This is a genomic window from Brevibacterium sp. W7.2 (genome assembly GCF_018137945.1).
In the GTDB taxonomy this organism is placed as follows: Bacteria; Actinomycetota; Actinomycetes; order Actinomycetales; family Brevibacteriaceae; genus Brevibacterium; species Brevibacterium sanguinis.
Genome location: NZ_CP073089.1, coordinates 2,795,218 through 2,820,991, shown reverse-complemented (window position 1 = coordinate 2,820,991; position 25,774 = coordinate 2,795,218). Strand labels below are relative to the sequence as shown.

At 66.4% G+C, this 25,774-nt stretch carries 23 protein-coding genes and 2 tRNA genes; 19 read left to right on the top strand and 6 right to left on the bottom strand.

From position 1 onward, the window contains the following. Window positions 1–31: 31 nt before the first annotated feature. The 3 genes from J9315_RS12730 (at window position 32) to J9315_RS12720 (ending at window position 1,162) form a co-directional block, all read left to right on the top strand. Window positions 32–832 carry a glycerophosphodiester phosphodiesterase family protein gene (locus tag J9315_RS12730; protein ID WP_137825452.1) on the top strand — a complete coding sequence of 267 codons (801 nt, stop codon included), beginning with the start codon at window positions 32–34 and terminating at the stop codon, window positions 830–832. Between the two features lie 148 nt (window positions 833–980). Next, window positions 981–1,053, top strand: a tRNA-Thr gene (locus J9315_RS12725). 35 nt (window positions 1,054–1,088) lie between these two features. Further along, window positions 1,089–1,162, top strand: a tRNA-Met gene (locus tag J9315_RS12720). Between the two features lie 387 nt (window positions 1,163–1,549). On the opposite strand, the gene J9315_RS12715 is transcribed toward J9315_RS12720, so the two are convergent. From J9315_RS12715 to J9315_RS12705, 3 genes are all read right to left on the bottom strand, one after another. Further along, window positions 1,550–1,972, bottom strand: a complete 423-nt coding sequence (locus J9315_RS12715) for a DUF1232 domain-containing protein (protein ID WP_211978006.1) — start codon at window positions 1,970–1,972, stop codon at window positions 1,550–1,552. An 82-nt stretch (window positions 1,973–2,054) separates the two neighbouring features. Continuing rightward, the gene (locus J9315_RS12710; RefSeq protein ID WP_211978005.1) at window positions 2,055–3,188 is read right to left on the bottom strand and encodes a DUF998 domain-containing protein; all 1,134 of its coding nucleotides are present in this window, start codon (window positions 3,186–3,188) and stop codon (window positions 2,055–2,057) included. Then, entirely contained in the window at window positions 3,181–4,920 is a 1,740-nt protein-coding gene (locus tag J9315_RS12705; RefSeq protein WP_211978004.1) for a condensation domain-containing protein, read from the bottom strand. Before J9315_RS12705 ends, J9315_RS12710 begins: the two co-directional genes overlap by 8 nt. A 60-nt stretch (window positions 4,921–4,980) precedes the next feature. On the opposite strand from J9315_RS12705, the gene J9315_RS12700 reads away from it, so the two are divergent. Further along, the gene (locus tag J9315_RS12700; protein ID WP_211979315.1) at window positions 4,981–5,763 is read left to right on the top strand and encodes an alpha/beta hydrolase; all 783 of its coding nucleotides are present in this window, start codon (window positions 4,981–4,983) and stop codon (window positions 5,761–5,763) included. 29 nt (window positions 5,764–5,792) lie between these two features. Here the strand turns inward: J9315_RS12700 and J9315_RS12695 are convergent, their stop codons facing one another. Beyond that, window positions 5,793–6,866, bottom strand: coding sequence for a LacI family DNA-binding transcriptional regulator (locus J9315_RS12695; RefSeq protein ID WP_140955519.1), 1,074 nt, complete (start codon window positions 6,864–6,866; stop codon window positions 5,793–5,795). Window positions 6,867–7,080: 214 nt separating this feature from the next. Between J9315_RS12695 and J9315_RS12690 the strand changes: the two genes are divergently transcribed. From J9315_RS12690 to J9315_RS12625, 14 genes are all read left to right on the top strand, one after another. Further along, complete coding sequence (locus J9315_RS12690; RefSeq protein WP_249120899.1) at window positions 7,081–8,541, top strand: aldehyde dehydrogenase family protein; 1,461 nt, start codon at window positions 7,081–7,083, stop codon at window positions 8,539–8,541. A 66-nt stretch (window positions 8,542–8,607) separates the two neighbouring features. Beyond that, complete coding sequence (gene iolD / locus J9315_RS12685; RefSeq protein ID WP_211978003.1) at window positions 8,608–10,539, top strand: 3D-(3,5/4)-trihydroxycyclohexane-1,2-dione acylhydrolase (decyclizing); 1,932 nt, start codon at window positions 8,608–8,610, stop codon at window positions 10,537–10,539. Further along, on the top strand, window positions 10,527–11,315 hold the full coding sequence (locus J9315_RS12680) for an aldolase/citrate lyase family protein (RefSeq protein ID WP_140955521.1): 789 nt from the start codon (window positions 10,527–10,529) through the stop codon (window positions 11,313–11,315). Before iolD ends, J9315_RS12680 begins: the two co-directional genes overlap by 13 nt. Window positions 11,316–11,367: 52 nt before the next feature. Further along, window positions 11,368–12,618 (top strand): Gfo/Idh/MocA family oxidoreductase, encoded by a 1,251-nt coding sequence (locus J9315_RS12675; RefSeq protein WP_211979314.1) that lies wholly within the window; start codon window positions 11,368–11,370, stop codon window positions 12,616–12,618. Then, complete coding sequence (locus tag J9315_RS12670) at window positions 12,611–13,579, top strand: NAD(P)-dependent oxidoreductase (protein WP_211978002.1); 969 nt, start codon at window positions 12,611–12,613, stop codon at window positions 13,577–13,579. Before J9315_RS12675 ends, J9315_RS12670 begins: the two co-directional genes overlap by 8 nt. Then, entirely contained in the window at window positions 13,576–14,463 is an 888-nt protein-coding gene (locus tag J9315_RS12665) for a TIM barrel protein (protein WP_344251519.1), read from the top strand. Before J9315_RS12670 ends, J9315_RS12665 begins: the two co-directional genes overlap by 4 nt. Then, on the top strand, window positions 14,460–15,494 hold the full coding sequence (locus J9315_RS12660) for a Gfo/Idh/MocA family oxidoreductase (RefSeq protein ID WP_211978001.1): 1,035 nt from the start codon (window positions 14,460–14,462) through the stop codon (window positions 15,492–15,494). The genes J9315_RS12665 and J9315_RS12660 overlap by 4 nt, the downstream gene beginning before the upstream one ends. Before the next feature lie 63 nt (window positions 15,495–15,557). Next, window positions 15,558–16,571 (top strand): inositol 2-dehydrogenase, encoded by a 1,014-nt coding sequence (gene iolG, locus J9315_RS12655; protein WP_211978000.1) that lies wholly within the window; start codon window positions 15,558–15,560, stop codon window positions 16,569–16,571. A 68-nt stretch (window positions 16,572–16,639) separates the two neighbouring features. After that, window positions 16,640–18,106 carry a sugar porter family MFS transporter gene (locus tag J9315_RS12650; protein ID WP_211977999.1) on the top strand — a complete coding sequence of 489 codons (1,467 nt, stop codon included), beginning with the start codon at window positions 16,640–16,642 and terminating at the stop codon, window positions 18,104–18,106. Continuing rightward, window positions 18,103–18,945, top strand: a complete 843-nt coding sequence (locus J9315_RS12645) for a sugar phosphate isomerase/epimerase family protein (RefSeq protein ID WP_211977998.1) — start codon at window positions 18,103–18,105, stop codon at window positions 18,943–18,945. Before J9315_RS12650 ends, J9315_RS12645 begins: the two co-directional genes overlap by 4 nt. A gap of 159 nt (window positions 18,946–19,104) precedes the next feature. Continuing rightward, window positions 19,105–20,094, top strand: a complete 990-nt coding sequence (locus tag J9315_RS12640; protein ID WP_211977997.1) for a squalene cyclase — start codon at window positions 19,105–19,107, stop codon at window positions 20,092–20,094. A gap of 134 nt (window positions 20,095–20,228) precedes the next feature. Next, window positions 20,229–20,954, top strand: a complete 726-nt coding sequence (locus J9315_RS12635; protein ID WP_211977996.1) for an SDR family oxidoreductase — start codon at window positions 20,229–20,231, stop codon at window positions 20,952–20,954. 19 nt (window positions 20,955–20,973) lie between these two features. Continuing rightward, the gene (locus J9315_RS12630) at window positions 20,974–22,716 is read left to right on the top strand and encodes an FAD-dependent monooxygenase (RefSeq protein WP_211977995.1); all 1,743 of its coding nucleotides are present in this window, start codon (window positions 20,974–20,976) and stop codon (window positions 22,714–22,716) included. A 43-nt stretch (window positions 22,717–22,759) separates the two neighbouring features. Next, on the top strand, window positions 22,760–23,338 hold the full coding sequence (locus tag J9315_RS12625; protein ID WP_211977994.1) for a DoxX family protein: 579 nt from the start codon (window positions 22,760–22,762) through the stop codon (window positions 23,336–23,338). Between the two features lie 90 nt (window positions 23,339–23,428). On the opposite strand, the gene J9315_RS12620 is transcribed toward J9315_RS12625, so the two are convergent. Together J9315_RS12620 and J9315_RS12615 are read right to left on the bottom strand one after the other, a co-directional pair. Further along, on the bottom strand, window positions 23,429–24,109 hold the full coding sequence (locus J9315_RS12620) for an FCD domain-containing protein (RefSeq protein ID WP_140955532.1): 681 nt from the start codon (window positions 24,107–24,109) through the stop codon (window positions 23,429–23,431). A gap of 72 nt (window positions 24,110–24,181) precedes the next feature. After that, entirely contained in the window at window positions 24,182–24,730 is a 549-nt protein-coding gene (locus J9315_RS12615) for a hypothetical protein (protein ID WP_211977993.1), read from the bottom strand. 214 nt (window positions 24,731–24,944) lie between these two features. On the opposite strand from J9315_RS12615, the gene J9315_RS12610 reads away from it, so the two are divergent. Then, on the top strand, window positions 24,945–25,694 hold the full coding sequence (locus tag J9315_RS12610) for a CbiX/SirB N-terminal domain-containing protein (RefSeq protein ID WP_211977992.1): 750 nt from the start codon (window positions 24,945–24,947) through the stop codon (window positions 25,692–25,694). The last annotated feature ends 80 nt before the right edge of the window (window positions 25,695–25,774 follow it).

Genomic DNA, 25,774 nt, shown 5'->3' with positions numbered 1-25,774 from the left:
GGCATGACTGCTTTGGAATTAGGGTGGAGGCATGAGCTTTCTCCAGTTCCTGCGCGAGCGGGGCATCACCGAGCGACCCGGCTCGGGCACGCGCCCGCTCGTCATCGCCCACCGCGGATATTCGGCCGTCGTTCCCGAGAACAGTCTGGCCGCCGTCGATGCTGCGCGAGCGCTCGACGTCGACTTCATCGAGGTCGACGCCTCGACGAGTGCCGACGGGGTCCCGGTCATCCTCCATGACCCCGACCTCGACCGGACGACGAACCGCAAGGGCCCGGTCGTCAAGCTCACGGCTGAGGAGCTCTCGTTCGTCGACGCGGGGTCGTGGATGGGACCGGGGTTCATGGGCATCCGGATCCCGACGCTCGCGGCGGTGATGCGCGACATCCAGCACCGAGGCGGCGAACTCCTCCTTGAGCTCAAGGGGGAGTGGTCGCCGGGGGCGGTGGCGAGGATCTCCGAACTCGTCGTCGAGACCGGCACCGCCGATCGCATGGTCGTCCAGGCGTTCAACACCGACACGCTGGCCACATGCCGTGACCTGCTGCCGATGGTCACCCGGTTCCTCCTGCGCATGGTGCCCCGGCCCGAGGACATCGCCACGGCCCGCAGCCTCGGTGCGGTGGCGATCAATCCGTCGTTCAGGGGATTCTCGCTGCGGAAGTCGATCGTCAAGGAGATCCGGGACAACGACCTCGGGGTGTTCGTGTGGACGGCCGATGAGATGAACGAGTGGCGGGAGCTCCTCGACGCCGAGGTCGACGGGATCATCACGAATCATCCGGGCCGGCTCCAGGGGTTCCTCGCGGGTCGGTTCGACCCCGTGAAATAGGCATCCGAGCGGGGCCGAGCGGCGGCACCGATGGTGCTGCGGCTCCGGCGCGACGCAGGGGAGGGGCCTGGGCGGGGTGGCCTGTGAGTGAGGTCACCGGGGACGGATTTGCCCCGGTCGCGCAACCCCGTGTAAATTCTTACCTGTTGCCCCGATAGCTCAGTCGGCAGAGCATCTCCATGGTAAGGAGAAGGTCAAGGGTTCGATTCCCTTTCGGGGCTCTCGTGCCGCGTGAAAACCGCGGCGCTTGATTCGAGGCGCGGTAGCTCAGCTGGTTAGAGCGCACGACTCATAATCGTGAGGTCGGGAGATCGAGCCTCCCCCGCGCTACTCGATAAGCCCCTCACCTGGGAAGATTGTTCCGGGTGGGGGGCGTTTTCAATTCTCAGCCACCGCCGATAATGCGGTTACGATGCGCTTTGAAACCACTCGTCAAGTACATCCACAACACCCCGCGGGCCGGCGCTCGAGCGGCCCTGAATCGACAGGGCGGCCCCTCGATCAACAGTTCGCGTGAAAATGTCGTCCCCGAAGGCGCGATTTTCACGTCAAGTGTTGAACGAGCGGCCGCGGCGTCGCCGGAGCGGTGATGAACGCGCCAAGTGTTGAACGAGCGGCGGGATACCAGCGTGGAGCGTACCTGGGGCGTACGTTCACGCGCGTGTTCGTCCGTTCCCGTGGCTGTTCGCTCACCCGATCGCTGACCCGCGCGTCCGCCTACCCCTGCCGTTTCGCGTTCGTCAGCGTGAGCAGGCTCTGCAGACCCGCCTCGGTGCCGGGCCAGTGCTTCTCGATGCTTTCCATGCCCGCATGGCGGATCGCGAAGCGCAGGACGATGACGACGGCGATCGCATCATCGGCGTACCCGAGCACCGGGATGAAGTCGGGCACTACGTCGATCGGCAGCAGCAGGTAGGCGAGCAGTCCGCCGAGCATCCACCGCGTGCCCGTCGGCGTCTGCGGATCGGCGGCCAGACGCCTGATGAGGCGGACGACGTCGGGGACGAGACGCACGATCTCCCGCCAGTTCACGGTCCTGCCGAGGCGCCGCTGCTGGACCCACAGGATGACGATGAGGGCGAGCCAGAGCACGAGCAGTCCCGCGATGACCGAGAGGACGATGACGAGCCAATCTGGCACAGTGCGCTCCAGGAGTGAGGACGGGCGGTTCAGGCAGGCGGCCTCGCACACGTGCGCGAGTCTGCCGAGCCCGTCAGCGAGTCTAAGCCGTCACCGGCGGCTCCGCATATGCGCGCGTCATCCGCGCGAGCAGGAAGAGCCACGCGAAGAGGACCCCTGCGGCCATCGTCTCCATGCCCGTGAGGTTGTAGTAGCCCAGCGGCACCCACAGTGCGATGGACACGGCGATCGCGGCGATGACCGTGAACGACGTCGCCGTGAAGTCGCGGGGGAGACCGGGAATCATCCGGAGCAGGGTGAGGAAGAACGCGACGAAGGCCACGACCATCCCCGCCCCCGCGCTGACGTGCACGGGGAAGTTCACGGCGTCGGGAACCAGCCCGACGACGATCATGCAGATACCGATCGCCGCGAACTCCCACGTCAGCACGGTCACGCGCCCTGGCTCCCGGATGCCGCGGTGCCGCAGCCCGAGGTCGATGTCGCGGCCGATGAAGTTCGCCAGCGTCGTCAGCAGCAGACCGGTGATGAGCAGCGAGACGTTGAACTGATACCCATTGACGCCGGTGTCATTGCCCAGCCGCGAGAAGTGGAACTGCCACCACGTCGCCTCCGGGGACTGGATCATCGACGCCAGCGTGCCCATGAACAGCCCCGTGACGACGAGACCGACGACGACCACGCTCGTCACCTCATCGCCGATGACCACGGCGAAGTACGTCATCACAGAGGCGGCCGCCCCGGCCAGTGCGGCACCGCCGAGCCAGTCGACTTCGAGGCCGAGGAAGCCGAGCTGGAAGACCTGGAAGATCGCGTGCATCGCGATGTTGGCGACGAGCGCCACCGCCGAGGTGAGGGCGAGGAGATCGAGGGCGCGTTTGACCAGCGGCAGCCGTCGTCGCCACGCCAGCTCCGTCCGCCGGCCCGCGAGGAGGTACGACAGGCCGAATCCCAGTCCCGCCGTCAGTGCTGTCCACCATCCCGTCAGTGCGCCGAGGGAGTCCTCCCCGCCGAGCGGAATGGTCTCACCGCGGATCGAGACGCCCACCCCGAGCGCGACGATGACGAAGGCGATGACCGACAGCCTCGTCGCCAGCGACTCGAGACGGGTGCGCGAGGAGCGCCCAGGGCGTGTCGTCCGTGTCCTGACCGACCGCGAACCGTCGGCTGAGGTCAGGAGCCGGGGACCGCCTCGGCGAGGATCGGAGTCACCCATCGTCGTCACCGGCCAGTCGGCGGACGAACCGCCCCTGCTCGGGCGTGTAGCCGAGGGCGGTGACGAGCTCCGAATCGACCTCCGTCGTCATCTGCGCGACATCGGCCCCGCGGTTGCGGCCCTGCTCATGCGCCCACGCGAGCATCGCCTCCCCGAGTTCGTACGAACGCGCGCGGAACCCGGCGATCTCCAGCCGCAGCGCCCCGCCGTGGGAGAACCCGGGAACGAACGTCAGCTGCATTGTCCCGGCGACCTCGGCGCGCTCATCGCGGACGACGGCGAGGTAGTGGGCGCGATCCCGGGTGATCGCGGCATGGAGGCGGTCGAGCACCTCGGCGCCGGGAGCATCGCCTTCGAGGAGAGTGAGGATCGCGGGCACGTCACCGCGGCGGGCCCGTGAGACGCGGAACTCCTCGCCGGCCACGCGCAGGGCGTCGCCTGAGGATGTCGCGGCGATGTCCTGCATCCGGGCGACGAGCGCATCGAGCCACCCGCCGACGTTGGCACGGGCCTGCTCGGAATCGGGGTACCGGCACCGCAGGTGGAGGCCGTTCTCGTCGAGGATGAACCACAGCATCACCCCGTCGGTGCGGATCGTCGCGCCCACGTACTGGGCGTCGAGCCCCGTCGAATCGATGCGCACCGGCAGCCTGCGCAGGTCGAGCCAGGAGATCGCGAACATCCCCGGGGCCTCGGGCATGCCGCCCCACGGTGCGAGCACCTCGGCGAGGGGATGGGAGCCGAGGTCGATGGCCTCCCGCACCGCTGCCGCGCTCGCCCGCGGGGCCGGGTCGGTGATCTCGAGGACCGAGTTCGTGATGAACCAGCCGACGGCGTCGTTCCACCGCTCCTCATACCGGCTGTGGACGGGGAAGACCGCGCGCAGCGGACCGCCGCCGACCTCCCGGGTGATCTCCGCCATCGCCGAGAGCGCCAAGGTCAGGGTCGAGACACCCTCGGCCCGGGCCTCGGCGGAGAACGCCGCCGAGGAGTGGACGTCGAAGACATCGCGGACGACGACCCGCTCGAGGTGCGCGGTCGACTCACCGAGGGGGAGCGGGAAGCGGGGCATGAAGCCCCCACCGGCCTCGAGGATCTCCCGCCACCGCGAGCTCACCCGCTCCGGCGGGGGTCCCGGTTCGGACAGGGCCAGGGTGTGCTCGTAGAACGCCGGGGCGGGATCGAGGTCGGGGTCCTCGCCGAGGGTGATCGCCGAGAGTGCGGAGAGGAGATCACGGGCGATGACGAGCATCGACCACATGTCGACGTGCGCATGGTCGGCCCCGATGATGACGGTCGACCCGGCCGCGGTCTCGAGCACGCAGAGGCGGTGGGAGGGCCGGGCGAACGGGGTGCACGCCTCATCGAGGACGCTGCGCAGGGCGCTGTTGACGGCCTCGCCCTGGGCGATCGCATGCTCACGCCAGCCACCGGACAGGAGCTCGACCTCGGCGAGACCCACCTCGTTGTCGTCATCGGTGAAGAACGCCGTGCGCAGGGTGCCGTGCCGTTGCATGACCGCCCACCAGGCGGCGGCGAGAGCATCGCGGTCGACGTCGCCGGGCAGGCGCAGCGAGAGCGCCATCCACGATCCGGGGCGGGCCCCGGCGGCCACATGCCGCTGCTGGTCGAACGAGATCGGGCGCCTGCGTCCGAGCGGCCCGGTCACGACGTCGTAGCCGTAGAGGCGGCCGAACGGGAGGTTGAGGTGAGACACGTTGGTCAAACGCATGTCGCTACTCTAACGTGAGAGCCACGGCAGGGAGCCGCAGGTGGGGAGGTCTGGTCCGTGATGTCGAGACATGCCGTCGACGGTGCCGACATCGCCGCCGAGCTCAGCGACGAGGGCGGACGAGCTGTCGTCCAACTCCACGGTCTGACGTCGTCGCGCGCTCGCGACCGCGTGCTCCACCTCGACCTCGGCGTCGGCCTCAGCGGCACCCGTCTGCTGCGCTACGACGCGCGCGGCCACGGGGAATCGACCGGCCGCAGCGCGGCCATCGACTATCGCTGGTCCCGTCTGGCCGTCGACCTCCTCACGCTCCTCGACCTCCACTTCCCCGGGGAGACGGTTCACGGAGTCGGCCCGTCGATGGGTGCAGCCACCCTCCTCCACGCCGCGGTGGCCGACCCGCGGCGCTTCTCCGGTCTCACCCTCGTCGTCCCGCCCACGGCCTGGCAGACGCGTCCGGCGCAGGCCGAGGTCTACCTCGAAGCGGCCGACCTCGTCGCCGGCGGCGGCATCGCCGAGTACCTGGCCGTCGGGGCGAGCGCCGTCCGACCCCCGGCGCTCGCCGACGCACCGGAGACCACTCCGCAGGTTCCCGAACGTCTCCTGCCCGCGGTGCTCCGCGGTGCCGCGGCCAGCGACCTGCCCACCCCCGAGGCGCTCGCCGGGGTGGAGACGCCCACGACGATCCTCGCGTGGGCCGATGATCCCGCCCATCCGCTCTCCACGGCCGAGGCTCTCCACGCGGTGCTCCCGCACTCCGAGCTCATCGTCGCCCGGACACCGGCCGACCTCGCTGAGTGGCCGGGGATGCTCGCCGCCGATGTGGCTCGACACCAGACCTGATGGCTGGGATCACTGTCTGCTCAGCGGTGTCAATCGGATGGCGGGGCTTCCTGCGGCCGGTGGGCTAGCGTCGAACCCCGAATCACGAGGTCGGGAGTGATGAGTGATTCAGACGGCGGAGTTCCTTGTGCTCCGAGAAGTTCGAGCACGGCAAGGGCCGACAAGCGACCGATCTCTCGGTTCTGCGGGTCCACCGAAGTCAATGAGATGCGATTGAGGTCGGCAAGTGGGATGTTGTCGAACCCGACGACGGCGAGTTCGTCCGGCACGACCACGCCTGCATCATCGGCAGCAGCGAGAACTCCGATCGCTGAAATGTCGTTGACGCAGACGACGGCGCTGGGCCGCCGGTCCCGGCTGAGAAGGTCATTTGCCGCGCGATAGCCCTCAGCTTCCGAAAAGCCCGCCGGCTCGACCACTGCTTCCAATCCGCGGGATTCCATCTCTGTGATGAAAGCCCGGGCTCGTCCGGCGGAGACCGCTCCGCCACGACCGCCGATGAATCCGATTCTCGTATGGCCCAGTGAGACGAGATGGTCGACGGCGAGCTCCATGCCTTTAGCGTCGTCCATGCGCACAGAGGAGTGTTCGGTGTTCGGCCTGGGTGCTGCACTTGCGTACACCGTTGGTATTCCGCGGAACATCGCCTCCTCTTCCGGCACCGTTCCGACGACGATGAGTGCCTTCGGGCGCAGATCCTGCAGCATGCGAACAACCCGCGGATCGATGCGACCGTAGCTGTTCGGAAGGTCATCCGAGTCGGTGATCGCGGCGCTGGTGATCAGCCCGTATTCGCCGTTGAGATCTAGCTCTTGACGGACTGCCTCGGCGATCTCGGCAAAGATCGGGTTGCGCAGATTGACGACGAGGATTCCGACGAAGGGCGCGGAGTCCCTGGCCAACGAACGAGCCAGGAAGTTCGGCTCGTAGCCGAGAGCCTGAGCGGCTTCGAGGATGAGTTCCCGGCGCTGAGGACCGACCTTCTGTGGATCGGTGAAAGCGAGTGAGACCAGTGATTTGGAGACTCCGGCGCGCGCGGCGACATCGCGGATAGTGGGCCGTGACCGCTGACCCGACGCAGAATCTGCCCCCGTGTTCGCCATGACAACATCATCACACACGCAGGATCTCCGCCTGATGGACGGGCGATCCGCGACAGCGCGAAATCGGATCCGCGCTAGGGGGTTGACAGCATGAGGCGGGTCACACTAAGTTCGCATTGTCTCCGTATTGGACCGGTCCAAAAATGCCTTGCGGAACTTCTTGCGAACGAATTGGACCGGTTCAAAGTGGAGGGAATGCAATCGAGTTGGAAGTTTGGAGTACGCGATGGTGCGTCATGAGTTGCTCATCGGTGGACGGTGGCAGCGCGGCAGTGGGCCGGGGGCGATGCGCGACGTCGTCTCGCCTTACGATCACCGTGTCGTGGGGCAGTGTTCGATCGCCGGCGCCGACGATGTCAATGCGGCTGTCGAAGCTGCGGTCGTCGGGGCTGAGACGTGGCGGGCCACTCCTGCGCACGAACGCTTCTCGATTCTCATGCGCGCTGCGGACCTGGCCGACGAACGAGCCGAGGAGATCGCACAGACGCTGTCGGCAGAGAACGGCAAGACGCTCAAGGAGGCGCAGGGGGAAGCCAGCCGTTCGGGATCGATCATCCGACTGGCCGCGTTCGAGGGCACCCAGCTCTACGGCGAGAGCCTTCCGCTCGATGCCAATCCCGGAACCGGGCTCGACAAGGTCGGCTTCACTCTGCGACAGCCCGTCGGCATCGTCGCTGCGATCACGCCTTTCAACTACCCCGCCTTGCTCGTCAATCACAAGATCGCCCCGGCGCTGGCTGCAGGCAACGCCGTCATCCTCAAACCGGCCAGTACGACACCGCTCACGGCACTGGCCCTGGCCGAGTGTTTCGTCGATGCGGGACTTCCGGAAGGAGTGCTCTCAGTGCTCACCGGACCCGGGGGAGAAATCGGCGACAGGCTTTCTTCGGACCAGCGGATCAGGAAGGTATCCTTCACGGGATCCACTGCAATCGGCCGCCATATTGCGGAAGTGGCCGGGGTGAAGAAGCTCTCGCTCGAGCTGGGTTCGTCGGCCCCTGTCGTAGTTCTGCCGGATGCGGATATCCCGCTCGCTGCCGCGGCCGTCGCCGCCGGCGGCTACACGAATGCAGGCCAAGTCTGCATCTCGGTCCAACGTGTCATCGTCCACGAAGCGGTGCACGGCGATTTCCTCGACGCCCTCCGCGCCGAGGTCGCTCAACATCGTACCGGTGATCCGAGCGCGGCTGAGACAACAGTCGGAACACTGATCTCCGAACGCGAAGCGACGCGCGTCCATGAGTCCATTCTGCGCGCCGTTGAAGACGGCGCGTCCTTGGAACTCGGCGGCGATCGATCGGGAGCCATTGTCGAGCCGGCGATCGTCAGCGGAGTCGATCCCCACTCGCGTTTCGCGCAGGAGGAGATCTTCGGACCCGCTGTGGCCGTGACCGATGCACCTGATACGGCGACTGCGATCGCTCTGGCGAACACGACCGAGTACGGCCTATCCGCCGGCATCTTCACCAATGACATCGACGCCGCCATCCGATACATGCGCGACGTCGACGCCGGAAGCATCCACATCAACTGGACGCCTCTCTGGCGAGCGGATCTCATGCCATACGGGGGACTCAAAGCCAGCGGAATCGGCAAAGAGGGACCGCGGGCCGCAGTCGAAGAGATGACAGAGGCGAAGACTGTCGTCCTCCACGGTCGGCCGTGGCGGTCGTAGCCCGACCCATCGAACAGCGAATCCATGCCGATCACCCAGCACCATTCGAGTCAACAGGGAGCACCAATGAAGAACGAACCGACAGTGCGACTGACCGTTGCTCAGGCCGTCGTCCGCTACCTCATCAATCAGCATTCTGTGCTCGATGAGCATCGACAGCGCTTCATTCCCGCGGCCGCCGGAATCTTCGGACACGGCAATGTCGCCGGATTCAGTCAGGCATTCGCCCAGTACGCCGACGACATGCCGTTCATCCAGGGACGCAACGAGCAGGCGCTCGGCCACGCCGGCACTGCCCTCGCGAAAGCCAGCAGTCGCCTTCAGACATTGGCGGTCACTGCCTCAATCGGCCCGGGCGCTATGAATCTTGTGACAGCCGCCGCGACCGCGACAGTCAATCGACTGCCGCTGCTTCTGCTCCCCGGAGACACCTACGCCACCAGACGACAGGGGCCCGTGCTTCAGGAGCTCGAGAACCCGCAGGATCCCAGCTTGAGCGTCAACGACGCGTTTCGGCCGGTGTCGACATTCTTCGACCGCATCACACGTCCCGAACAGCTCGTCACCGCATTGCCCAAGGCATTCCGTGTGCTCGCCAACCCTGTCGAGACCGGCGCTGTCGTTCTCTCATTGCCTCAGGACGTCCAATCCCACGCCTTCGACTACCCGTTGGAGATGTTCTCTCCCCGGGATTGGGAGATCCGACGCACCATCCCTCAGCCGACTGACATCGCAGAAGTCGCAGGACTCGTCGCCTCCTCGACCAAGCCGCTCATCATCGCTGGGGGAGGGGTTCTCTACTCGCAGGCGCAGACAGCTCTGGCCCGATTCTCCGACGCGACGGGAATCCCTGTTGCGGAGACGTTCGGCGGCAAGGGAGCCGTGCAGAGGGCGGCACCGTGGGCGCTCGGCGGGATCGGACTGGAGGGGAACCCTGCAACGAATCGGCTCGTCGCACAGTCCGATCTCATTATCAGCGTGGGCACTCGGCTGACTGACTTCGCAACGGGATCGCAGACGATTTTCGCGAACCCCGAAGTGCGCTTCGCGTCGATCAACATCGCAGAACTCGACGCGATCAAGCAGGGTGCTGCCGCCGTCGTGGCAGATGCCCGCCTCGGCATCGATGCGCTCGCAGAATCCCTAGGCGGCTATCGGGTCAGCGGATCGTGGGCAGACGAGATCGCTGCACACAAGGATCGGTGGGCTCCGATCCGCCAGGCCGCCCTCGACCCCGACACGCAGTTCGACAAGGATGCAGCTGAGCACGCCCACCCCAACATTCCCGACACGGACGCCGTAATCACCCAGGGCCAGCTAATCGGTCTTCTTCAGGACCACGCCCGTCCCGGAGACACCATCATCGCCGCAGCCGGAGGTCCGCCCGGTGACCTCCTCAAAGTCTGGGACGCCACGGATGATCGCCGTTGTCACCTGGAATTCGGATTCTCCTGCATGGGATACGAGATCCCAGCCGGCATCGGTGTCCGCCTCGCTGATCCGCAGAGTACCGGGCGGGTCACGGTCTTCATCGGCGACGGCACGTTCCTCATGAACCCCACGGAGATCCTCACGGCTGCCCAGGAACGCCTCGACATCACCTACGTGATCTCCGAAAACCACGGATTCCAGGTGATCAGGCGCCTGCAGATGATGAAGTTCGGCGAGCAGTTCGGCAACGACTTCCGATACCGCAACGATGAGGACCGCAGACTGTCCGGAGATTACCTACGCATCGACCTGCGGGAGATCGCCGAGGGTCTCGGCGCTCAGACCTACAGAGTCGAGACCTCAGATGAGGTGCGCGATGTCCTCGAACGGACCCGTTCGGCACGCGGTCCTGTCGCCATCGTCGTTCCGACGATTCCCCTGGTTGATCTGCCCGGGTCGGAAGTGTTCTGGGACGTCGCTCCCGCCGAAGTCGCCGAACAGGCAGGAGTGCATGAACTCCGAGCCGACTACGAACAGGGATTGGAGAAGCAGCGATGGCACGTGTGAGCACGTTCCGGACACCACTCGATCAGGGAGCACTCGCCGGCCGCATCCGCAAGGGGGAGACGACTCTGGGATCCTTTGCAGGCTTGGGATCGGCTATGGCCGTGGAAGTGCTGGCGGCGTCAGGGCTCGACTGGGTGCTCATCGATCTCGAGCACGGGGGCGGAGACGAACGATCTGTCGGCGATGCCGTGAGCACGGCAGGAGCCTACGGCACTCCAGTGCTGGTTCGTGTTGAGACGCCTGACCGAATCAGGATCGGTCGGGTCCTCGATGCCGGAGCCGCAGGTGTCATGCTTCCCCGAGTCGACTCTGCCGAGGAGGTCGAAGCGATCATCCCGCACCTGCACTATCCGCCCACAGGAGATAGGGGAGTGGCCACGTACAACCGGTCGGTCCGTTGGGGAATGGACCGAGAAGCGTTGTCGGCGGCGAACGGCGATGTCCTCACCATCGTCCAAATCGAAACCGTCGGGGCACTCGCCGATGTCGACGCGATCGCCGCGCATCCGGACGTCGACGTGGTCTTCGTCGGTCCGCTCGATCTCTCCTACGCCCTGGGAGTTCCCTTGGACTTCGACGCACCCGAGTTCCAGGAGGCGCTGTCGGCCGTCGTGACCGCCGCGCGACGACATGGCACTGCCGCAGGAATCCTCTGCGCCGATGCCGACGCGGCTGCCATGCGAGCAGATCAGGGATTCAGCTTCCTGCCGGTGGGCTCGGATTCCACTCTCCTGGCCGCCGCAGCTCAGAACCTCGTCTCAGTGTTGAGACCCTGAGCCGCACCTACGTCAACCTCACTCTGCTACCTAAGGAACTGCCTTGAGCACCATGTACACTCCACAGCACGAAATCGGCGTCGGACTCATCAGCGTCGGCTGGATGGGTCAGCTCCACAGCCGCGCCTACTCCAGTCTTTCGGTCGTCTACCCCGAACTCGGCATCAGGCCGCGCCTCGTCATCGCCGCCGACACAAACCGGGACCGCGCCGACTACGCCGTCGATGTGCTCGGCTATGAGTCCGCCACAACGGATTATCACGAGGTCCTGGAACATCCCGACGTCGACGTTGTCTCCGTCTGTGCACCGAACTTCCTACACGAGGAGATCGGCACAGCTGTCGCCAGAGCAGGCAAGTCCCTGTGGATCGAGAAGCCGGTGGGTCGGTCCGCCGAAGAGACGGAAACGGTGGCGCAGGCCGCAGACGATGCGGGCATCGTCACCGCCGTCGGCTTCAATTATCGCAATGCTCCTGCCATCGAATATGCCCGTCGGATCATCGCCGAAGGTCAGCTCGGTCGGATCATCAATGTACGGGGAGCATTCTTCGCCGACTACTCTTCTGAACCCAACGGCGCACTGTCATGGCGTTTCGTGCGCAGACTCGCCGGTTCGGGCGTGCTCGGCGACCTGCTCGGTCACTTGACCGATCTCGCTCACTACGTCGTCGGTCCCATCGACCGAGTCACAGGGGTGTCGAACACCGCCTACGCCGAACGGCCCAAACTCGAAATGGGCAGCGGCACGCATTTCTCCGTCGTCGAAGGTGGGGAGATGGCCCCCGTGGAGAACGAGGATTACGCGGGACTGCTCGTGCAGTTCGGCCCCGATGCCCAGGGCGCAGGAGCCGTCGGCACTCTCGAAGCGTCACGCGTGAGCGTCGGACCTCGTGCTGAGTACTCTTTCGAGGTCTACGGGACCGAGGGTTCTCTGCGGTGGAACTTCGAGAGGATGAACGAGCTCGAACTGGCTCTGGGATATCGCGGACCCCATGTCGGCTTCACGCGGATCATGGCCGGCCCGGAATTCGGAGACTTCTCGAAATTTCAGCCCGGGGCCGGCACCTCGATGGGCTACGACGATCTCAAGGTCATCGAGGCGAAGAAGTTTCTGCTTGCCCATATCGGAGCAGATTCCGCACATGCCGACGTCCATGACGCGTTGGCGGCCAATAGGGTCGTCTACGCAGGTGAGCAAGCTATCGCCGACGAGAACTGGCAGTCTGTCGAGCAGGTCGAAGGTACCTCGGCGGCCGTGAAGCAGGGATGGGCAACTTCGGAGACGGCGGTGACCCATGACTGAGACGATGACCGTCGTCGGCCTGGGGCCGGTCCCGAGCGATGTTGTCGCACCCGTGCTCGGACCGGGAGTGCGATTCGTTCCGACCCCCGACGATGCCGAACTCCGGCGAGCTGCAGGAGCCATCGTCCGGGCCGCAGTCAGGGTGGGGCCAGCCGAACTCGATGACATGCCCGAACTCAGAGTCATCGCCCGCACCGGGGTCGGGGTCGACGACATCGATATCGCTGCCGCCAGTCACAGGGGCATCCCGGTAGCCGTGACGCCGGGTGTGAACTCCACCGCCGTCGCTGAGGGAGCGCTCGCCCACATCCTCCATCTGGTGAAGTCGCTCGGGCAGCTGACCGACCTTGTGCGCTCCGACCAATGGTCGGCCCGCACGGAGGTGCCCGTCGGTGATCTCGATGGGGCGAGCCTGGGTCTTGTCGGCTTCGGGAATATCGGGAAGCGCGTGAAGGCACTCGCCGAGGCTTTCGGAATGACCGTGAGCATCTACGATCCGATCGCCGAGGTTCCTTCCGCCAATCGTGTGGACACGTTCGAGGAGATCGTTCGGGGCTCCGATGTCATCTCCCTGCATGTGCCATTGACCGAGAGCACTCGGCACATGGTCAATGCCCGAATGATCGAACAGATGAAGCCGGGCACGATTCTCGTCAACACCAGCCGCGGCGGACTCGTGGACGAAGACGCGGCGCTGGAGGGTCTCGAATCGGGGAGACTCGCCGGAGTCGGCTTGGACTCGTTCGACCCGGAGCCGCCCCGACCGCATCCCCTCTACCAGCATCCCCGAACGGTGCTCACCCCACATGTCATGGGGTTGACGACAAAATCGAGTCGCGCGACCTTCGTCGCTGCGGCACAGGCAGTGAGGAACGTGCTCGAGGGTGGACGTCCAACTGCAGTGGTCAACGCCGCCGACCTCAGCTTCGGCGGTCCCCTCACACAGAACGGAGTCCGATGATGGCCGATGTCAGGATTGCAGCTGCCCCGATCTCCTGGGGAGTCTGCGAGGTCCCCGGGTGGGGCTATCAACTCGCGCCCGACAGGGTGCTCACGGAGATGCAGGAGCTCGGATTCGACGCCACTGAGTTCGGGCCGGAGGGCTTCCTGCCAGTCGATCCCGAGACCAGAGCAGAGCTCCTGAATCGTCATTCCATGCGTTCGGTCGGAGGCTTCGTCCCGGCAGTCATCCACGACCCGGAGGTTGATCCTCTCCCGCAGATCGAAGCGGAACTGCGTTCGTTCGTCGCTGCCGGAGCGGATACCCTCGTCCTCGCGGCGGCCACCGGAATCGACGGCTACGATCACGTCAGGCCGCCCCTTGATGACGACGGGTGGCAGACCCTGTGCGCAAACATCGACAGAATCGTCTCGCGAGCGGCCGCAGATGGCGTCAGGGTTGCACTTCATCCTCACGTAGGGACGATGGTGGAGACTGCGGACGATGTCGATCACGTCCTCAACGGCAGCGCCGTCGACATCTGCTTCGACACCGGACACATGTTCATTGGGGGCATCGACCCGCTGGCCTTCGTCAAGGACCATCCCGAACGGATCTCCCACGTTCACCTCAAGGACGTCTCGCTCTCCCACGCCCGACAGGTGCGCGCCGGGGACTCGACATACTACGACGCGGTCGTCGGTGGAATGTACAGGCCGCTGGGCCAAGGAGATATCGACATTCGTGCGATCGTGACCACTCTGGTCAAAGCCGGCTTCGACGGGTGGTTCACTCTCGAACAGGACACCGTCGTCGTTGCCGACCCAGAAGCGGGCGACGGGCCGATGACGCAGGCGCGGGAGAGCCTTGACTATCTTCGATCGATCGTGAGGGAAGTCCGATGAGCATGCGCATCGGGGTCGTCGGACTCGGTCGGATCGGACAGCTCCACGCGCGCAACGTCGTCCTGGAAGCCCCCGACGCTGAGCTGGTGCTCATCGGCCGCAGCGTGGACCGGCTCGACGCAACGCGGAAGTCGCTCACCGTCTCGCTCTCGGCTGAAAGCGAGGTCGAAGCGGAACCGAAGATCTCCATGCGGACGCTGTCAGACGCGTGGGCCGATGGTCTTGACGGAGTGATCATCTCGACCTCGACCGGTACGCATCCGGACCTGACTCGGTATGCCGTCGAGCATGGCGTACCCTGCCTCGTCGAGAAGCCTCTGAGTCTCGACCTGGCTGAGATCCCCCAGCTGTCTGAACAGCTCGAGTCGCACGGAGTGCCGATCATGGTCGCGTTCCACCGGCGATACGACGAGGGTCATCAGAGGCTGCGGCAGCGCATCCGCAGCGGCTCCATGGGCCCGATCCGCCTGATTCACGCCGTAAACCATGACCACCGACACGTTGATCCCGACTACATCCCGCATTCAGGGGGCATATGGCGTGACCTCCTCATCCATGACTTCGACACCATTCCCTGGCTTCTCGACGACCGGCCTGTGTCCGTCTACGCCACCGGGGGCGTCCTCGATGCCGAGGTCTACTCAGATTGCGACGATTTCGACACCGCATCGGCGGTGATCACGTTCGCCTCAGGAAGCCAGGCGCTTGTCAGCGGCGGGCGCAATGTGGCGTCAGGACAGGACGTCGCCACATCGGTCTACGGCAGCGACGCGGCGTTCTCCGCTGGTGTCGATGACCATACACCGGTTGAACCTCTCGAATCCGGCACAGCACCCGCGGTGACCACGTACGAAGACTTCATGGATCGCTTCGCGGCGACATTCCGTGGTGAGATCAGGCACTTCCTCGCCATGGTGCGAGGGGAAACGGACTCGCTCACTCCGCCATCGGCGGGAATCGTCGCCGCTCGACTGGCCATGGCGGCAGAGGAGTCCGCGCGCACGGGACGACCGACCCGAATCGAGTGGTGACGAATCCACTGTGCCTCCCTCTCCGTCCATGCAACCCTTTTCCACCACAAGGAGAACCCACCAATGTCCAGCGAACAGCTTCGCTTCGGCCTGATCGGAACCGGACGCATCGGCAAGGTCCACGCCGCCAGCATCGCAGCACTGCCGGAAACCGTCCTGACCTGGGTCGTCGACCCCCACCTCGCAGGTGCCGAGCGGATCGCCGCCGAGCACGGGGCCTCCGCCTCGGCGGAGCCCCGCCGGGCGTTCGATTCAGGCGAAATCGACGCCGTGATCGTCGCCTCCCCCACTTCGACTCATGCCGGCCTCATCGCCGAGGCCATCAAGGCGAAGATCCCCATCCTGTGTGAGAAGCCCATCGATCTCGACATCGAGCGAGTCGACGAGTTGGCTCCGATGGTCGAGGAATCCGACGTCCCCTTCGCCGTGGGCTTCAACCGGCGATTCGATCGCAGCTTCGCCGCCGCAAGGGAGCGCCTTCTGGCCGGTGACGTCGGCGACCTCGAACAGCTCATGATCATCAGTCGTGACCCGGCCCCACCGACGATCGAGAACCTTCGGACGACCGGAGGAATGTTTCGCGATCAGACCATCCACGACTTCGACATGGCGCGGTTCTTCGCGCCCGACATCGTCGAGGTGTTCGCCACCGGGTCTCAGATGTTCGACGAAGGAGCAGCCGAGCTCAGCGACTTCGACACCGCTACGGTGCTCATGCGCACGGCTGGGGGCGCCCAGATCACGATTGCGAACTCGCGGCACAGCGCGATCGGCTACGACCAGCGCATCGAGGTCTTCGGCGGCCGGGGAATGCTCGAAGTCGGCAACGCCGGAACGAGCCTCCTCAGGTACTCGAACTCCTCGGCGGTACAGGCGGGAGCCCCGTTCCAACACTTCTTCCTCGAACGCTATGCCGAGGCCTACGTCGACGAGCTTCGCGAGTTCTGCAAGCTGGTTCGTGGAGAAGCCTCGAGATGTTCGACGTTCGCCGACGGCCGGGAGGCGCTCGTCCTCGCCAATGCCGCAGAACTTTCAGCGAGGGAAGGACGTGCAGTCAAGATCGACCGCGGCGCCTGAGCGCCGACCCGGGTCAGCGCTCAGGCGCAACCCGCAGTGCAAAGAAGCACCCAGCATAGGAGACCACCATGGTTGCCAACTCAGTAATATCGAACGACTCGGCGCTGCCGACAATGCCCAAGACCGGTCCTCACCGGAAGCGGATCGGTCTGATTTCGATCATCGCGTGTTTCGGAGGATTGCTCTTCGGTTATGACACCGGTGTCATCAACGGTGCTCTCCGCCCGATGTCCCAGGAACTGGGTCTGACAGCGGTCAGCGAGGGAGTGGTGACGAGCTCCCTCGTCTTCGCTGCCGCTGTCGGCGCGGTGTCGTGCGGAAAGATCTGTGACATGATCGGGCGCCGGCGGACTATCCTCATGCTGTCGGGTCTGTTCTTCTTCGGAACACTTGTCGTTGTCTTCGCGCCGAACCTGGAGGTGCTCGTCGCCGGGCGAATCATGCTCGGTCTGGCAGTCGGCGGTGCGTCGATCGTGGTTCCCGTCTACCTCTCCGAACTTGCACCCTACGAGATCCGTGGCTCGATCAGCGGACGCAACGAAGTCGCGATTGTCTCCGGCCAGCTGGCAGCCTTCGTCGTCAACGCCATCATCGGCAATGTTTGGGGACACATCGACGGCATCTGGCGCGTGATGTTCGCCGTCTGCGCGCTGCCGGCGATCTGCCTGTTCATCGGAATGCTGCGGATGCCGGAGTCGCCGCGATGGCTTGTCGAACACGACCGACACGAAGAGGCGTTGGCTGTGCTGCGAACCGTGCGTACCGAAGAGCGTGCCGTCGCGGAACTCGGTGCTGTGGAGCAGGTTGCCGAAGCCACCACCGGTGACCAACGAGTCGGTTACCGGAAATTCGTCTTCAACAAGTGGCTGATCAGGATCGTTCTCGTCGGCATCGGTGTCGCCGTGTGCCAGCAGCTGACCGGCATCAACTCGATCATGTACTACGGACAGATCGTCCTCATCGAGTCCGGTTTCGCGGCGAATGCGGCCCTCATCGCGAACATCGCCCCCGGAGTCGTGGCAGTGATCGGAGGATTCGTCGCGCTGTACATGATGGACCGAGTCGACCGCCGCACGACCTTCCTCATCGGACTCACGCTCACGACGACCTTCCATCTGCTCATCGGACTGTGCTCGATGTACATGTCTGAAGACAACCCCCTCCGTGCTTGGGTGATCCTCGCCCTCATCGTCGGCTTCGTCGCTTCGATGCAGACTTTCCTGAACGTTGCGGTCTGGGTATGGCTGGCCGAGGTGTTCCCTCTGCCCATGAGAGGCGTCGGCATCGGCATCTCGCAGCTCTTCGGGTGGGGGATGAACGGGGTTATCGCTCTGGTCTTTCCCTCTATGGTCGCTGCGATCGGCATTTCAGGAGTGTTCTTCGTGTTCGCCGGGGTCGGTGTCATTGCCCTGATCTTCGTCGCCACCCAGGTTCCCGAAACACGGGGCATCTCATTGGAGACGATGGAAGAGGGGATCGAGTCGGGAATGGCCTATGACTTCCGGGGTTGGAAGAAGCTGAGAGACGAGTCATGACCGAACCTGCGTTGATCGCCTCGTGTTGGACCAGCGCCGGAGACACTGCACCGCTGCGCGCATCCGAACTGAGCCCATACGATGCCCAGACGCGTGTCCGTGAGGTGTCGGCATCTGGATGGGCGGGCCTGGGCTTCGTTCTCGACGATCTGCGCCGTGTGCGGGCTTCCATCGGCTACGACCGTTTGGCTGACGACATCAGATCGTCGGAGCTGACGCACGTCGAAGTCGAGTTGTGCTCCGGATGGTGGACCGACGATGGGGCTTGGCGGCGGGACTGGGATGATCTGCTCGACGCTGCGCAGTCTCTCGGTGCGTCGTTCATCAAAATCGCGACCGCGATAGCACCGCAGGTCGATGACCTCGAACCGTTCGTCAAGGCCCTCCGGCGTCTGGCGATCGAAGCCGAAGCGCACGGAACACGCGTGGCATTGGAGCCCTTCCCGTTCGGAATGATCGCAACGGTCCCGCAGGGTGCTCAGCTCATCGATCAAGTCGCGCACCCGGCCGCTGGTCTCATCATCGATTTCTGGCATGTGTTCCGTGCGGGAACGTCGTTTGCCGAGTTGTCTGAGAGTGTGAACGCTGACGTTGTGTTCGGTGTCGAACTCTGCGACGCAGACGCCGAGGTGGTCGGCACACTCTTCGAAGACACCCGGGACAACCGCAGACTCATCGGGGAGGGGGTGCAGGACGTGGCCGGCTTTGTCGAGACGATGCGTGCCATCGGCTTCGCTGGCCCGTGGGGAGTGGAGATCCTCTCAGCGGAGCATCGACAGCGACCCTTGCGCGAAGGGCTGGAACTGGCACGGACCACGACACTGTCAGCTTTCCGATGACCCGGACACCGGCCGACCTCGCTGAGTGGCCGGGGATGCTCGCCGCCGATGTCGCGCGCACAGACCCGTGACGTCAGGGGCGACCGGGACTAGGCTGGTGGCCGTGAGCGGAACTCGCGTCATGAGTGGGCTCCGAGCCGACTGTGGAGGAGATCGACGATGATCGACACACGTATGAGGGACTGGCTGCTCGACTCCGATCCGGCGCTGCGCTGGCAGGTCGAGCGCGACCTCCTCGGGGCCGACGAGGACACCTGGCAGGCCACCCGGGCCACGGTCGCCACCGAGGGGTTCGGGCGCGACCTGCTCGCGCGGCAGGACCCCGACGGCCAGTGGGCCGGGGGTCCGTTCTTCCCCGCCGACTTCAGCTGGGAGGGTGAGCAGCCGTGGACGGCGACGACGTGGGCGCTCAAGGACCTGCGCGAATGGGGCATCGACGCCGAGGTGCTCGCCGGGACCGCGGAGAAGCTCGCGCCCGTGCGGTGGGAGTTCAAGGACCTGCCCTACTGGGGTGGGGAGGTCGACGTGTGCATCAATGCGTGGACCCTGTCGAACGGCCTGTGGCTCGGCGCCGACGTCGACGGGATCGCCCAGTGGTTCCTCGACCACCAGCTCGACGACGGCGGCTGGAACTGCGAATGGGTCGAAGGCTCGACCCGGTCGTCCTTCCACTCGACCCTCAACGCCCTCGGCGCTCTTCTCGACTATCAGCAGCGCACCGGCGACGGCGCTCGGGTCGCGCTGGCGCGTGCCGCGGGGGAGGAGTATCTGCTGACGCGGGGGCTCTATCGGCGCCTGAGCACCGGCGAGCCATTCTCGATGAACGCGTTCAGTTTCGCGCACCCCAGGCGCTGGCACTACAGCATCCTCGCCGCCGCGGACTACTTCCGCGACGCCGCGCTCACCGACGGGAGGCGGCCGGATCCGCGTCTGGCCGACGCGATCGAACGCATCCGGGATCAGCGCCAGGCCGACGGCGCATGGCTGATGGGACACCGGCTGGCCGGCGACGTCTGGTTCCACGTCGACGTCCCCGCGGGCGAACCGTCGAAGTGGGTGACCCTCCAGGCCCTGCGCGTCCTCGACTGGTGGGACGCCGCGAACCCTCCGGGATCCGCTGACACTGCGGACGCCGCGACTCCCTCCTGAGTCGGGCAGCGATCCCCTGCCGAACCCACGCCGCCTCCACCTCTCATGAGAATATTCGAAAAAATCTTGAGGCTTCGAAAGTTCTCGTGTAGAACTGATGTCACGCGACAACGCAGTCGACTCAGGAGGGCATCATGCCGGAGAGCACCACCAATGAGCACATCGTCGTCATCGGCGGCACCCGCGGCCTCGGACTCGAGATCGCCCGCGCCGCCGTGGCCCGCGGGGACCGGGTCACGGTGACCGGCCGGGACCCGCAGCGCAACGCGGAACGCGCGGCCGAACTCGGGGAGAACGCGAGCCACGGTGTCTGCGACCTCACCGACTGGGCGTCGCTCCAGGCCTTCTTCGACTCCGTCGACGGGCCGATCGACCACCTCGTCCTCGTCGCCCTCGACCGCGACAACAACGACATCAGGGACTTCCGCCCCGACGACAGCGCCCACACCTCGCTGATGAAGAACGTCGGCTATGCGACGAGCGTCCACTACGCGCTGCCGAAGCTCGCCGCCGACGGATCCGTCCTCATGTTCAGCGGCCTGTCGATGTGGCGGCCGTTCCCGGGTTCGACGACGATCTCCATGGCCAACGCCGGCGTCGTCGGCCTCGCCACCTCCCTGGCCGTGCAGATCGCACCGGTGCGCGTCAACGTCATCACCCCCGGGGTCGTCGGCGGCACGGACGCCGTCGACAACGCGGACCCCGTGCGCGCCGAAGCCTATGAGGCCGCGCGCCAGCGCACCCCCGGCAAGCGCCTGCCCACCCCGGACAACATCGTCGACGCGTCCTTCGCGCTCATGGACAACCGCGGCATCAACGCCGCCAACCTCGTCGTCGACTCCGCGATGCACACGATCTGAGCGGCAGGAGACGACCACTATGCGAATCGAGACCACCGACGTCCTCGTCGTCGGCGCCGGCCCTGCCGGACTCAGCGCCGCTGCGTGCCTGGCCAGGGACGGCATCGACGCCATCACCGTGAGCAAGTTCCCGAGCACCGCGCACACCCCGCGGGCCCACATCACCAATCAGCGGGCGATGGAGATCTTCCGCGACCTCGGCATCGAGGACGAGGTGCTCGCCGCCTCCCTCCCCGGCGACGGCATGGGCACGAACGTCTTCGCCACGAGCGTCGCCGGCCGCGAGCTCGCCCGGATGGACGCATGGGGGAGCGGACCGGCACGTCGCGCCGACTATGCCAACGCCAGCCCGAGCTCGATGTGCAACATCGGCCAGCACGACCTCGAGCCGATCCTGCGCCGGCGTGCCGAGGACCTCGGCGGCGACCTGCGGTTCTCCACCGAACTCGTCGCGATCAGCCAGACCGCCGACCACGTCGAGGCCGAGATGCTCGATCGTGCGACCGGTGAGCACTACCTCGTGCGGGCACAGTACGTCGTCGCCGCCGACGGCGGTCGCAGCCTCATCGCCGAGGAGCTCGGCTTCCCCTTCGACGGGGAGACCGGTCTCGGCTCGGCGATCAACATCTGGATCGAAGCCGACCTCGAGAAGTATCGCGCACACCGCCCCGGAGCGCTCTTCTTCACGATCCAGCCCGGCCGCGACTTCTGGCTCGGGGCCGGCACCTTCGTCACCGTGCGGCCGTGGACCGAATGGGTGCTCATCGTCGTCTACGACCCCGAAACGGAGACGATCGACACGAGCGAGGACGGACTGCAGGAGCGCATCGGCAAGGTCATCGGCGATCCCAGCGTCGACGTGCGGATCAAAGGGGTGAGCGAATGGCAGATGAACCACCTCGTCGCATCGACCTACCGCCAAGGGCGCGTCTTCCTCGCCGGGGACGCCGCCCACCGGCACCCGCCGGCCAACGGCCTCGGAAGCAACACCTCGGTGCAGGACGGGTACAACATCGCCTGGAAGCTCGCGCACGTCGTCACCGGCCTCGCCGGACCGGACCTGCTCGACACGTATGACGCCGAACGCCGGCCCGTCGGGCGCCAGGTCGTCGACCGGGCCCTGGCCAGTGTGCAGGCCTTCGGGCAGGTGCCCTCGGCCTTCGGCTGCCGGATCGGGCAGACCGATGCCGAAGGGCAGGCCGCGCTCGACGAGTTCTTCAGCGACACCCCGGCCGGGGCGGCGAGCCGCAGTCACCTCGACGATGTGCTCGCGCAGAACGAGTACCACTTCAACGCCCACGGTGTGGAGCTCGGTCAGCGCTACGTGTCGACGGCGGCCGTCACCGATGGTGAGCCGATGCCCGCCTACACCCGCGATGCCGAGCTCTACTACCAGCCGACGACGTGGCCGGGTGCCTACCTGCCGCACGTGTGGGTCGTGGCGGACGGGCGGAAGGTCTCGACCCTCGACCTCACCGGCGGCGGGGAGTTCACCCTGCTCACCGGGATCGGCGGCAAGGCATGGGAGGACGCCGCCGAGGCGGTGTCCGCCGAGCTCGGCATCCCGCTGCGCACCCGGTCGATCGGTCGCGGTGAGGACATCGACGACGCCTACGGCGCCTGGGCGAAGGCGCGCGAGGTCGGCGACGGCGGCGCCGTGCTCGTCCGGCCCGACCGCTACATCGGGTGGCGGGCTCCGGACATGGTCGCCGATCCCGAGGCCGCCCTGCGGGAGGCCGCCGCCGCGATCCTCTCCCGCTGACCGCACCACCTGTCCACCAGCAGCTCAACCGTTAGGAGACACCATGAACACAGGACTGCTGCTCTTGCGCGGCGTCGTCGGCGGACTCATCCTCGGGCACGCCTCGCAGAAGGCCTTCGGGCTCTTCGGCGGGGGCGGACCCGAGGGCACCGCCCCGATGTTCGAGAAGTGGGGCTTCGTCCCCGGCAAGTCGATGGTCAAGCTCGCCGCGACCACGGAGTCCGTCGGCTCCGGGATGCTCCTCCTCGGGGCCGGCACGCCGCTCGGTGCGGCGATGGTCAGCGGCACCCTCGCCGTGGCCGCCTCGGTGAATGCGAAGAACGGCCTGTGGGCGATGAAGGGCCGATACGAGCTGCCGCTGCTCTACGCCGCCGGTGCCGGGGTCCTCGGATTCACCGGCCCCGGCGAGTACTCCGTCGACGGTGCGCTCGGGCTGACGAAGAAGTACGGCGTCGCCAGCGGACTCGCCTCCCTCGCCCTCGCCGCGGTGCCGGCGACCGCGTTCATCGTGTGGTCGCAGCGCAATCGCGCCGAGGCGGAGGCCGCGGAGGCCGCAGAGGCACGGGCCGCTGACGGCGAATCCGTCGTCGTCACCGAGACGGAGACCGTCCCCGCGAACTGACGAGCGGGCGCGTCGCGGATCCGGCGACGCGCCCGTTCCTGTGCCCGAAAAGTTTGCGCCTGACACCGTGCACCGAACCAGCAGTGCCTCTCACCCCTGGGTGCGGGGGAGGGGCGATGACAGTCCCTCGGAGAGGATCTCCGCCGTCGTCGCATAGTGCGCGCGCAGCGCCTCGGTCGCGGCGTCGACGTCGCCGGCCAGCGCCGCCTCGAGGATCGCGCGGTGCTCGTCGATGCCGTCGCGCTTCGGCTCCCGCTGCACCGCCCAGCGGCGGTAGAGGGCGGTGGCGTCGCGCAGCGACTCGGTCATCGCGAGCAGTCGGGGGCGCCGGCATCCGGCCAGCAGGGCCGCGTGGAAGGCCGTGTGCGCCTGCTCCCACTCATCGGACATCGTCCGCGGCGCGTCGGGAGCCGTCATCGGTGTGCGCTCGAGGCGGTGATGGGCGGCGACGAGATCGGATTCCCAGTCGACTCCGCCGTGCTCGATCGCCCCGCGCAGAGCGAGGACTTCGAGGTCGATGCGGGTGTCGGTGAGATCGCAGAGATCCTCGGCGGTCAGCGGCATGACGCGGAAGCCGACCATGGGCTCGGCGACGACGAGTCGCTGCTCCGTCAGCCGCGTCAGACACTCCCTGATCGCGCTCACGCTCGCACCGTAGCGCTGCCCGAGATCGGCGAACTTGAGCTTCTGTCCGGGCGCGAAGACGCCGCCGAGGATGTCGGCGCGGATCTGTCCGTGCACCTTGTCGGTGCTCGCCCGTTGACGTGACATGGAGCCACTCTAGCCTATATTCGCAAATGCCGGTGTTGTTCGAACAAACTCCGTGCGCGACCCACTCCCAGCTTAGAAGCTCACGTCGTCCTTGTTGAGTCCCGGGAACAGCACCTCGTACTTCACCATCGCATCCTTGTGGTCGATGAGCTCGACCGTGCCGAAGTACGTCATGTCCTTGACGACGACATCGCAGGGCTCGAAGCCGCTCCACGCCGTGACCTCCATGTCCGTGTCGCATGTGGCCTTCTCGACCTCGAGGTCGAACTTGTTCCTGAAGAGATCGACGAGATCGGCTTCGAGCGAGGCGGCGGGGATCGTGCCGTTGCCGTCGGCGTCGATGTCCATCCCCTCGTCGCTCGCCCATGACTGGGCGCGGGCGGAGTCGGCGAAGGGATCCTCCGACGGTGCCGCCTCCGTCGACGCCTCCTCGGATGACCCCGCCTCGGACGAACTCGGCGCGGTCGACCCCGCCCCAGTCGACTCCGCCGAGGACGGTGCGCCATCGGCGGGCGCGTCCTGATCCCCGCCGGCTCCGCAGCCGGTCAGGCCGAGGCTGAGCGCGAGCATGGACGCGGCGACGACGGCGCGCATCCCGGGGGCGGTGAGCATGGGGGACATCGGGACTCCTCGGGTGGGATGACGGGGTGGGACTGATGCCATTCTCTCCGCGGAACCCCGCGCCCGCGGGCCCGACGATGTGCGCATTCTGCGACATCGGTGTCCGACCCGACGCAACAACCGCACGGCACTGTGCGCCGACGGCACTGTGCGCCGACGACGCCGTGTGACGTCGGCGTTGACCGCGCGAGTCCCCGCTTGGCACGATGAGGCGATGCCCACCCCTGCGCTCGGTCTCATCTCCCACGGCACCTCGTCCCCCGAAGGGCAGGCCGTCATCACCGCGCTCGCCGAGGCGGTCGCCGCCGACGTGCGGCAGCGCGGGATCACTGACACCGTCATCCTCGGGCACGTCGACGTGCAGGCCCCGGATGTCGCCGAGGTGCTCCGCCGTCTGCCCGCCGACCGACCGAGCGTGCTCGTCCCCCTTCTCCTCTCCCCGGGGTATCACGTCCACGTCGACCTCGCCGAGGCGGTCACCGCCGCCGGCGGCCCCGCCCCGGACAGTGCCGGCTCCGCCCCCGAGGCGGTGCGCGACATCCGCGTCGCCGGCACCCTCGGGCCCGACGCGCGGCTCGCGGAACTCCTCGCACAGCGCTTGGGGGCCCTGACCGCCGACGACGAAGTCGTCCTCGTCGCGGCCGGCTCGAGCGACGAGCGCGCCAACGACGCGAGTCGCGCGGTCGGACACCTCCTCGCCGACCGCCTCGGCCGGCCCGTGCAGACGGCGTTCCTCGCCGGTGAACGCGACAATCTCCGCGACATTGTTGAGCAGAAGCGCCACCTCGGTGAGCGCCTCGTCGTCGCCAACCTCCTCCTCGCCCCCGGCTACTTCGACGACCTCGCCGCGCGCCTCGTCGACGGCGTCGGCGGACGCCTCGCCGCCCCCCTGCTGCACGGCACGTCACCAGCGTCGCCGCTGCTCGTCGACATCGTGCGCGAGCGCATGATGGCAGTCCTCTGAGGCTGCGTCAAGCCCGCCCTGCGGAAACGTCTTCCGCTGTCGCGGATCGTCATATGTCGAAACATGACAGGCTTTGGCCA

Bases quoted from the DNA above. Each gene is read 5' to 3' on its own strand.
- J9315_RS12730 (WP_137825452.1), top strand. From the start codon at position 32: ATGAGCTTTCTCCAGTTCCTGCGCGAGCGGGGCATCACCGAGCGACCC.
- J9315_RS12710 (WP_211978005.1), bottom strand. From the start codon at position 3,188: ATGGGTGACTCCGATCCTCGCCGAGGCGGTCCCCGGCTCCTGACCTCA.
- J9315_RS12705 (WP_211978004.1), bottom strand. From the start codon at position 4,920: ATGCGTTTGACCAACGTGTCTCACCTCAACCTCCCGTTCGGCCGCCTC.
- J9315_RS12700 (WP_211979315.1), top strand. From the start codon at position 4,981: ATGTCGAGACATGCCGTCGACGGTGCCGACATCGCCGCCGAGCTCAGC.
- J9315_RS12695 (WP_140955519.1), bottom strand. From the start codon at position 6,866: ATGGCGAACACGGGGGCAGATTCTGCGTCGGGTCAGCGGTCACGGCCC.
- iolD (WP_211978003.1), top strand. From the start codon at position 8,608: ATGAAGAACGAACCGACAGTGCGACTGACCGTTGCTCAGGCCGTCGTC.
- J9315_RS12680 (WP_140955521.1), top strand. From the start codon at position 10,527: ATGGCACGTGTGAGCACGTTCCGGACACCACTCGATCAGGGAGCACTC.
- J9315_RS12675 (WP_211979314.1), top strand. From the start codon at position 11,368: ATGTACACTCCACAGCACGAAATCGGCGTCGGACTCATCAGCGTCGGC.
- J9315_RS12670 (WP_211978002.1), top strand. From the start codon at position 12,611: ATGACTGAGACGATGACCGTCGTCGGCCTGGGGCCGGTCCCGAGCGAT.
- J9315_RS12665 (WP_344251519.1), top strand. From the start codon at position 13,576: ATGATGGCCGATGTCAGGATTGCAGCTGCCCCGATCTCCTGGGGAGTC.
- J9315_RS12660 (WP_211978001.1), top strand. From the start codon at position 14,460: ATGAGCATGCGCATCGGGGTCGTCGGACTCGGTCGGATCGGACAGCTC.
- iolG (WP_211978000.1), top strand. From the start codon at position 15,558: ATGTCCAGCGAACAGCTTCGCTTCGGCCTGATCGGAACCGGACGCATC.
- J9315_RS12650 (WP_211977999.1), top strand. From the start codon at position 16,640: ATGGTTGCCAACTCAGTAATATCGAACGACTCGGCGCTGCCGACAATG.
- J9315_RS12645 (WP_211977998.1), top strand. From the start codon at position 18,103: ATGACCGAACCTGCGTTGATCGCCTCGTGTTGGACCAGCGCCGGAGAC.
- J9315_RS12640 (WP_211977997.1), top strand. From the start codon at position 19,105: ATGATCGACACACGTATGAGGGACTGGCTGCTCGACTCCGATCCGGCG.
- J9315_RS12635 (WP_211977996.1), top strand. From the start codon at position 20,229: ATGCCGGAGAGCACCACCAATGAGCACATCGTCGTCATCGGCGGCACC.
- J9315_RS12630 (WP_211977995.1), top strand. From the start codon at position 20,974: ATGCGAATCGAGACCACCGACGTCCTCGTCGTCGGCGCCGGCCCTGCC.
- J9315_RS12625 (WP_211977994.1), top strand. From the start codon at position 22,760: ATGAACACAGGACTGCTGCTCTTGCGCGGCGTCGTCGGCGGACTCATC.
- J9315_RS12620 (WP_140955532.1), bottom strand. From the start codon at position 24,109: ATGTCACGTCAACGGGCGAGCACCGACAAGGTGCACGGACAGATCCGC.
- J9315_RS12615 (WP_211977993.1), bottom strand. From the start codon at position 24,730: ATGTCCCCCATGCTCACCGCCCCCGGGATGCGCGCCGTCGTCGCCGCG.
- J9315_RS12610 (WP_211977992.1), top strand. From the start codon at position 24,945: ATGCCCACCCCTGCGCTCGGTCTCATCTCCCACGGCACCTCGTCCCCC.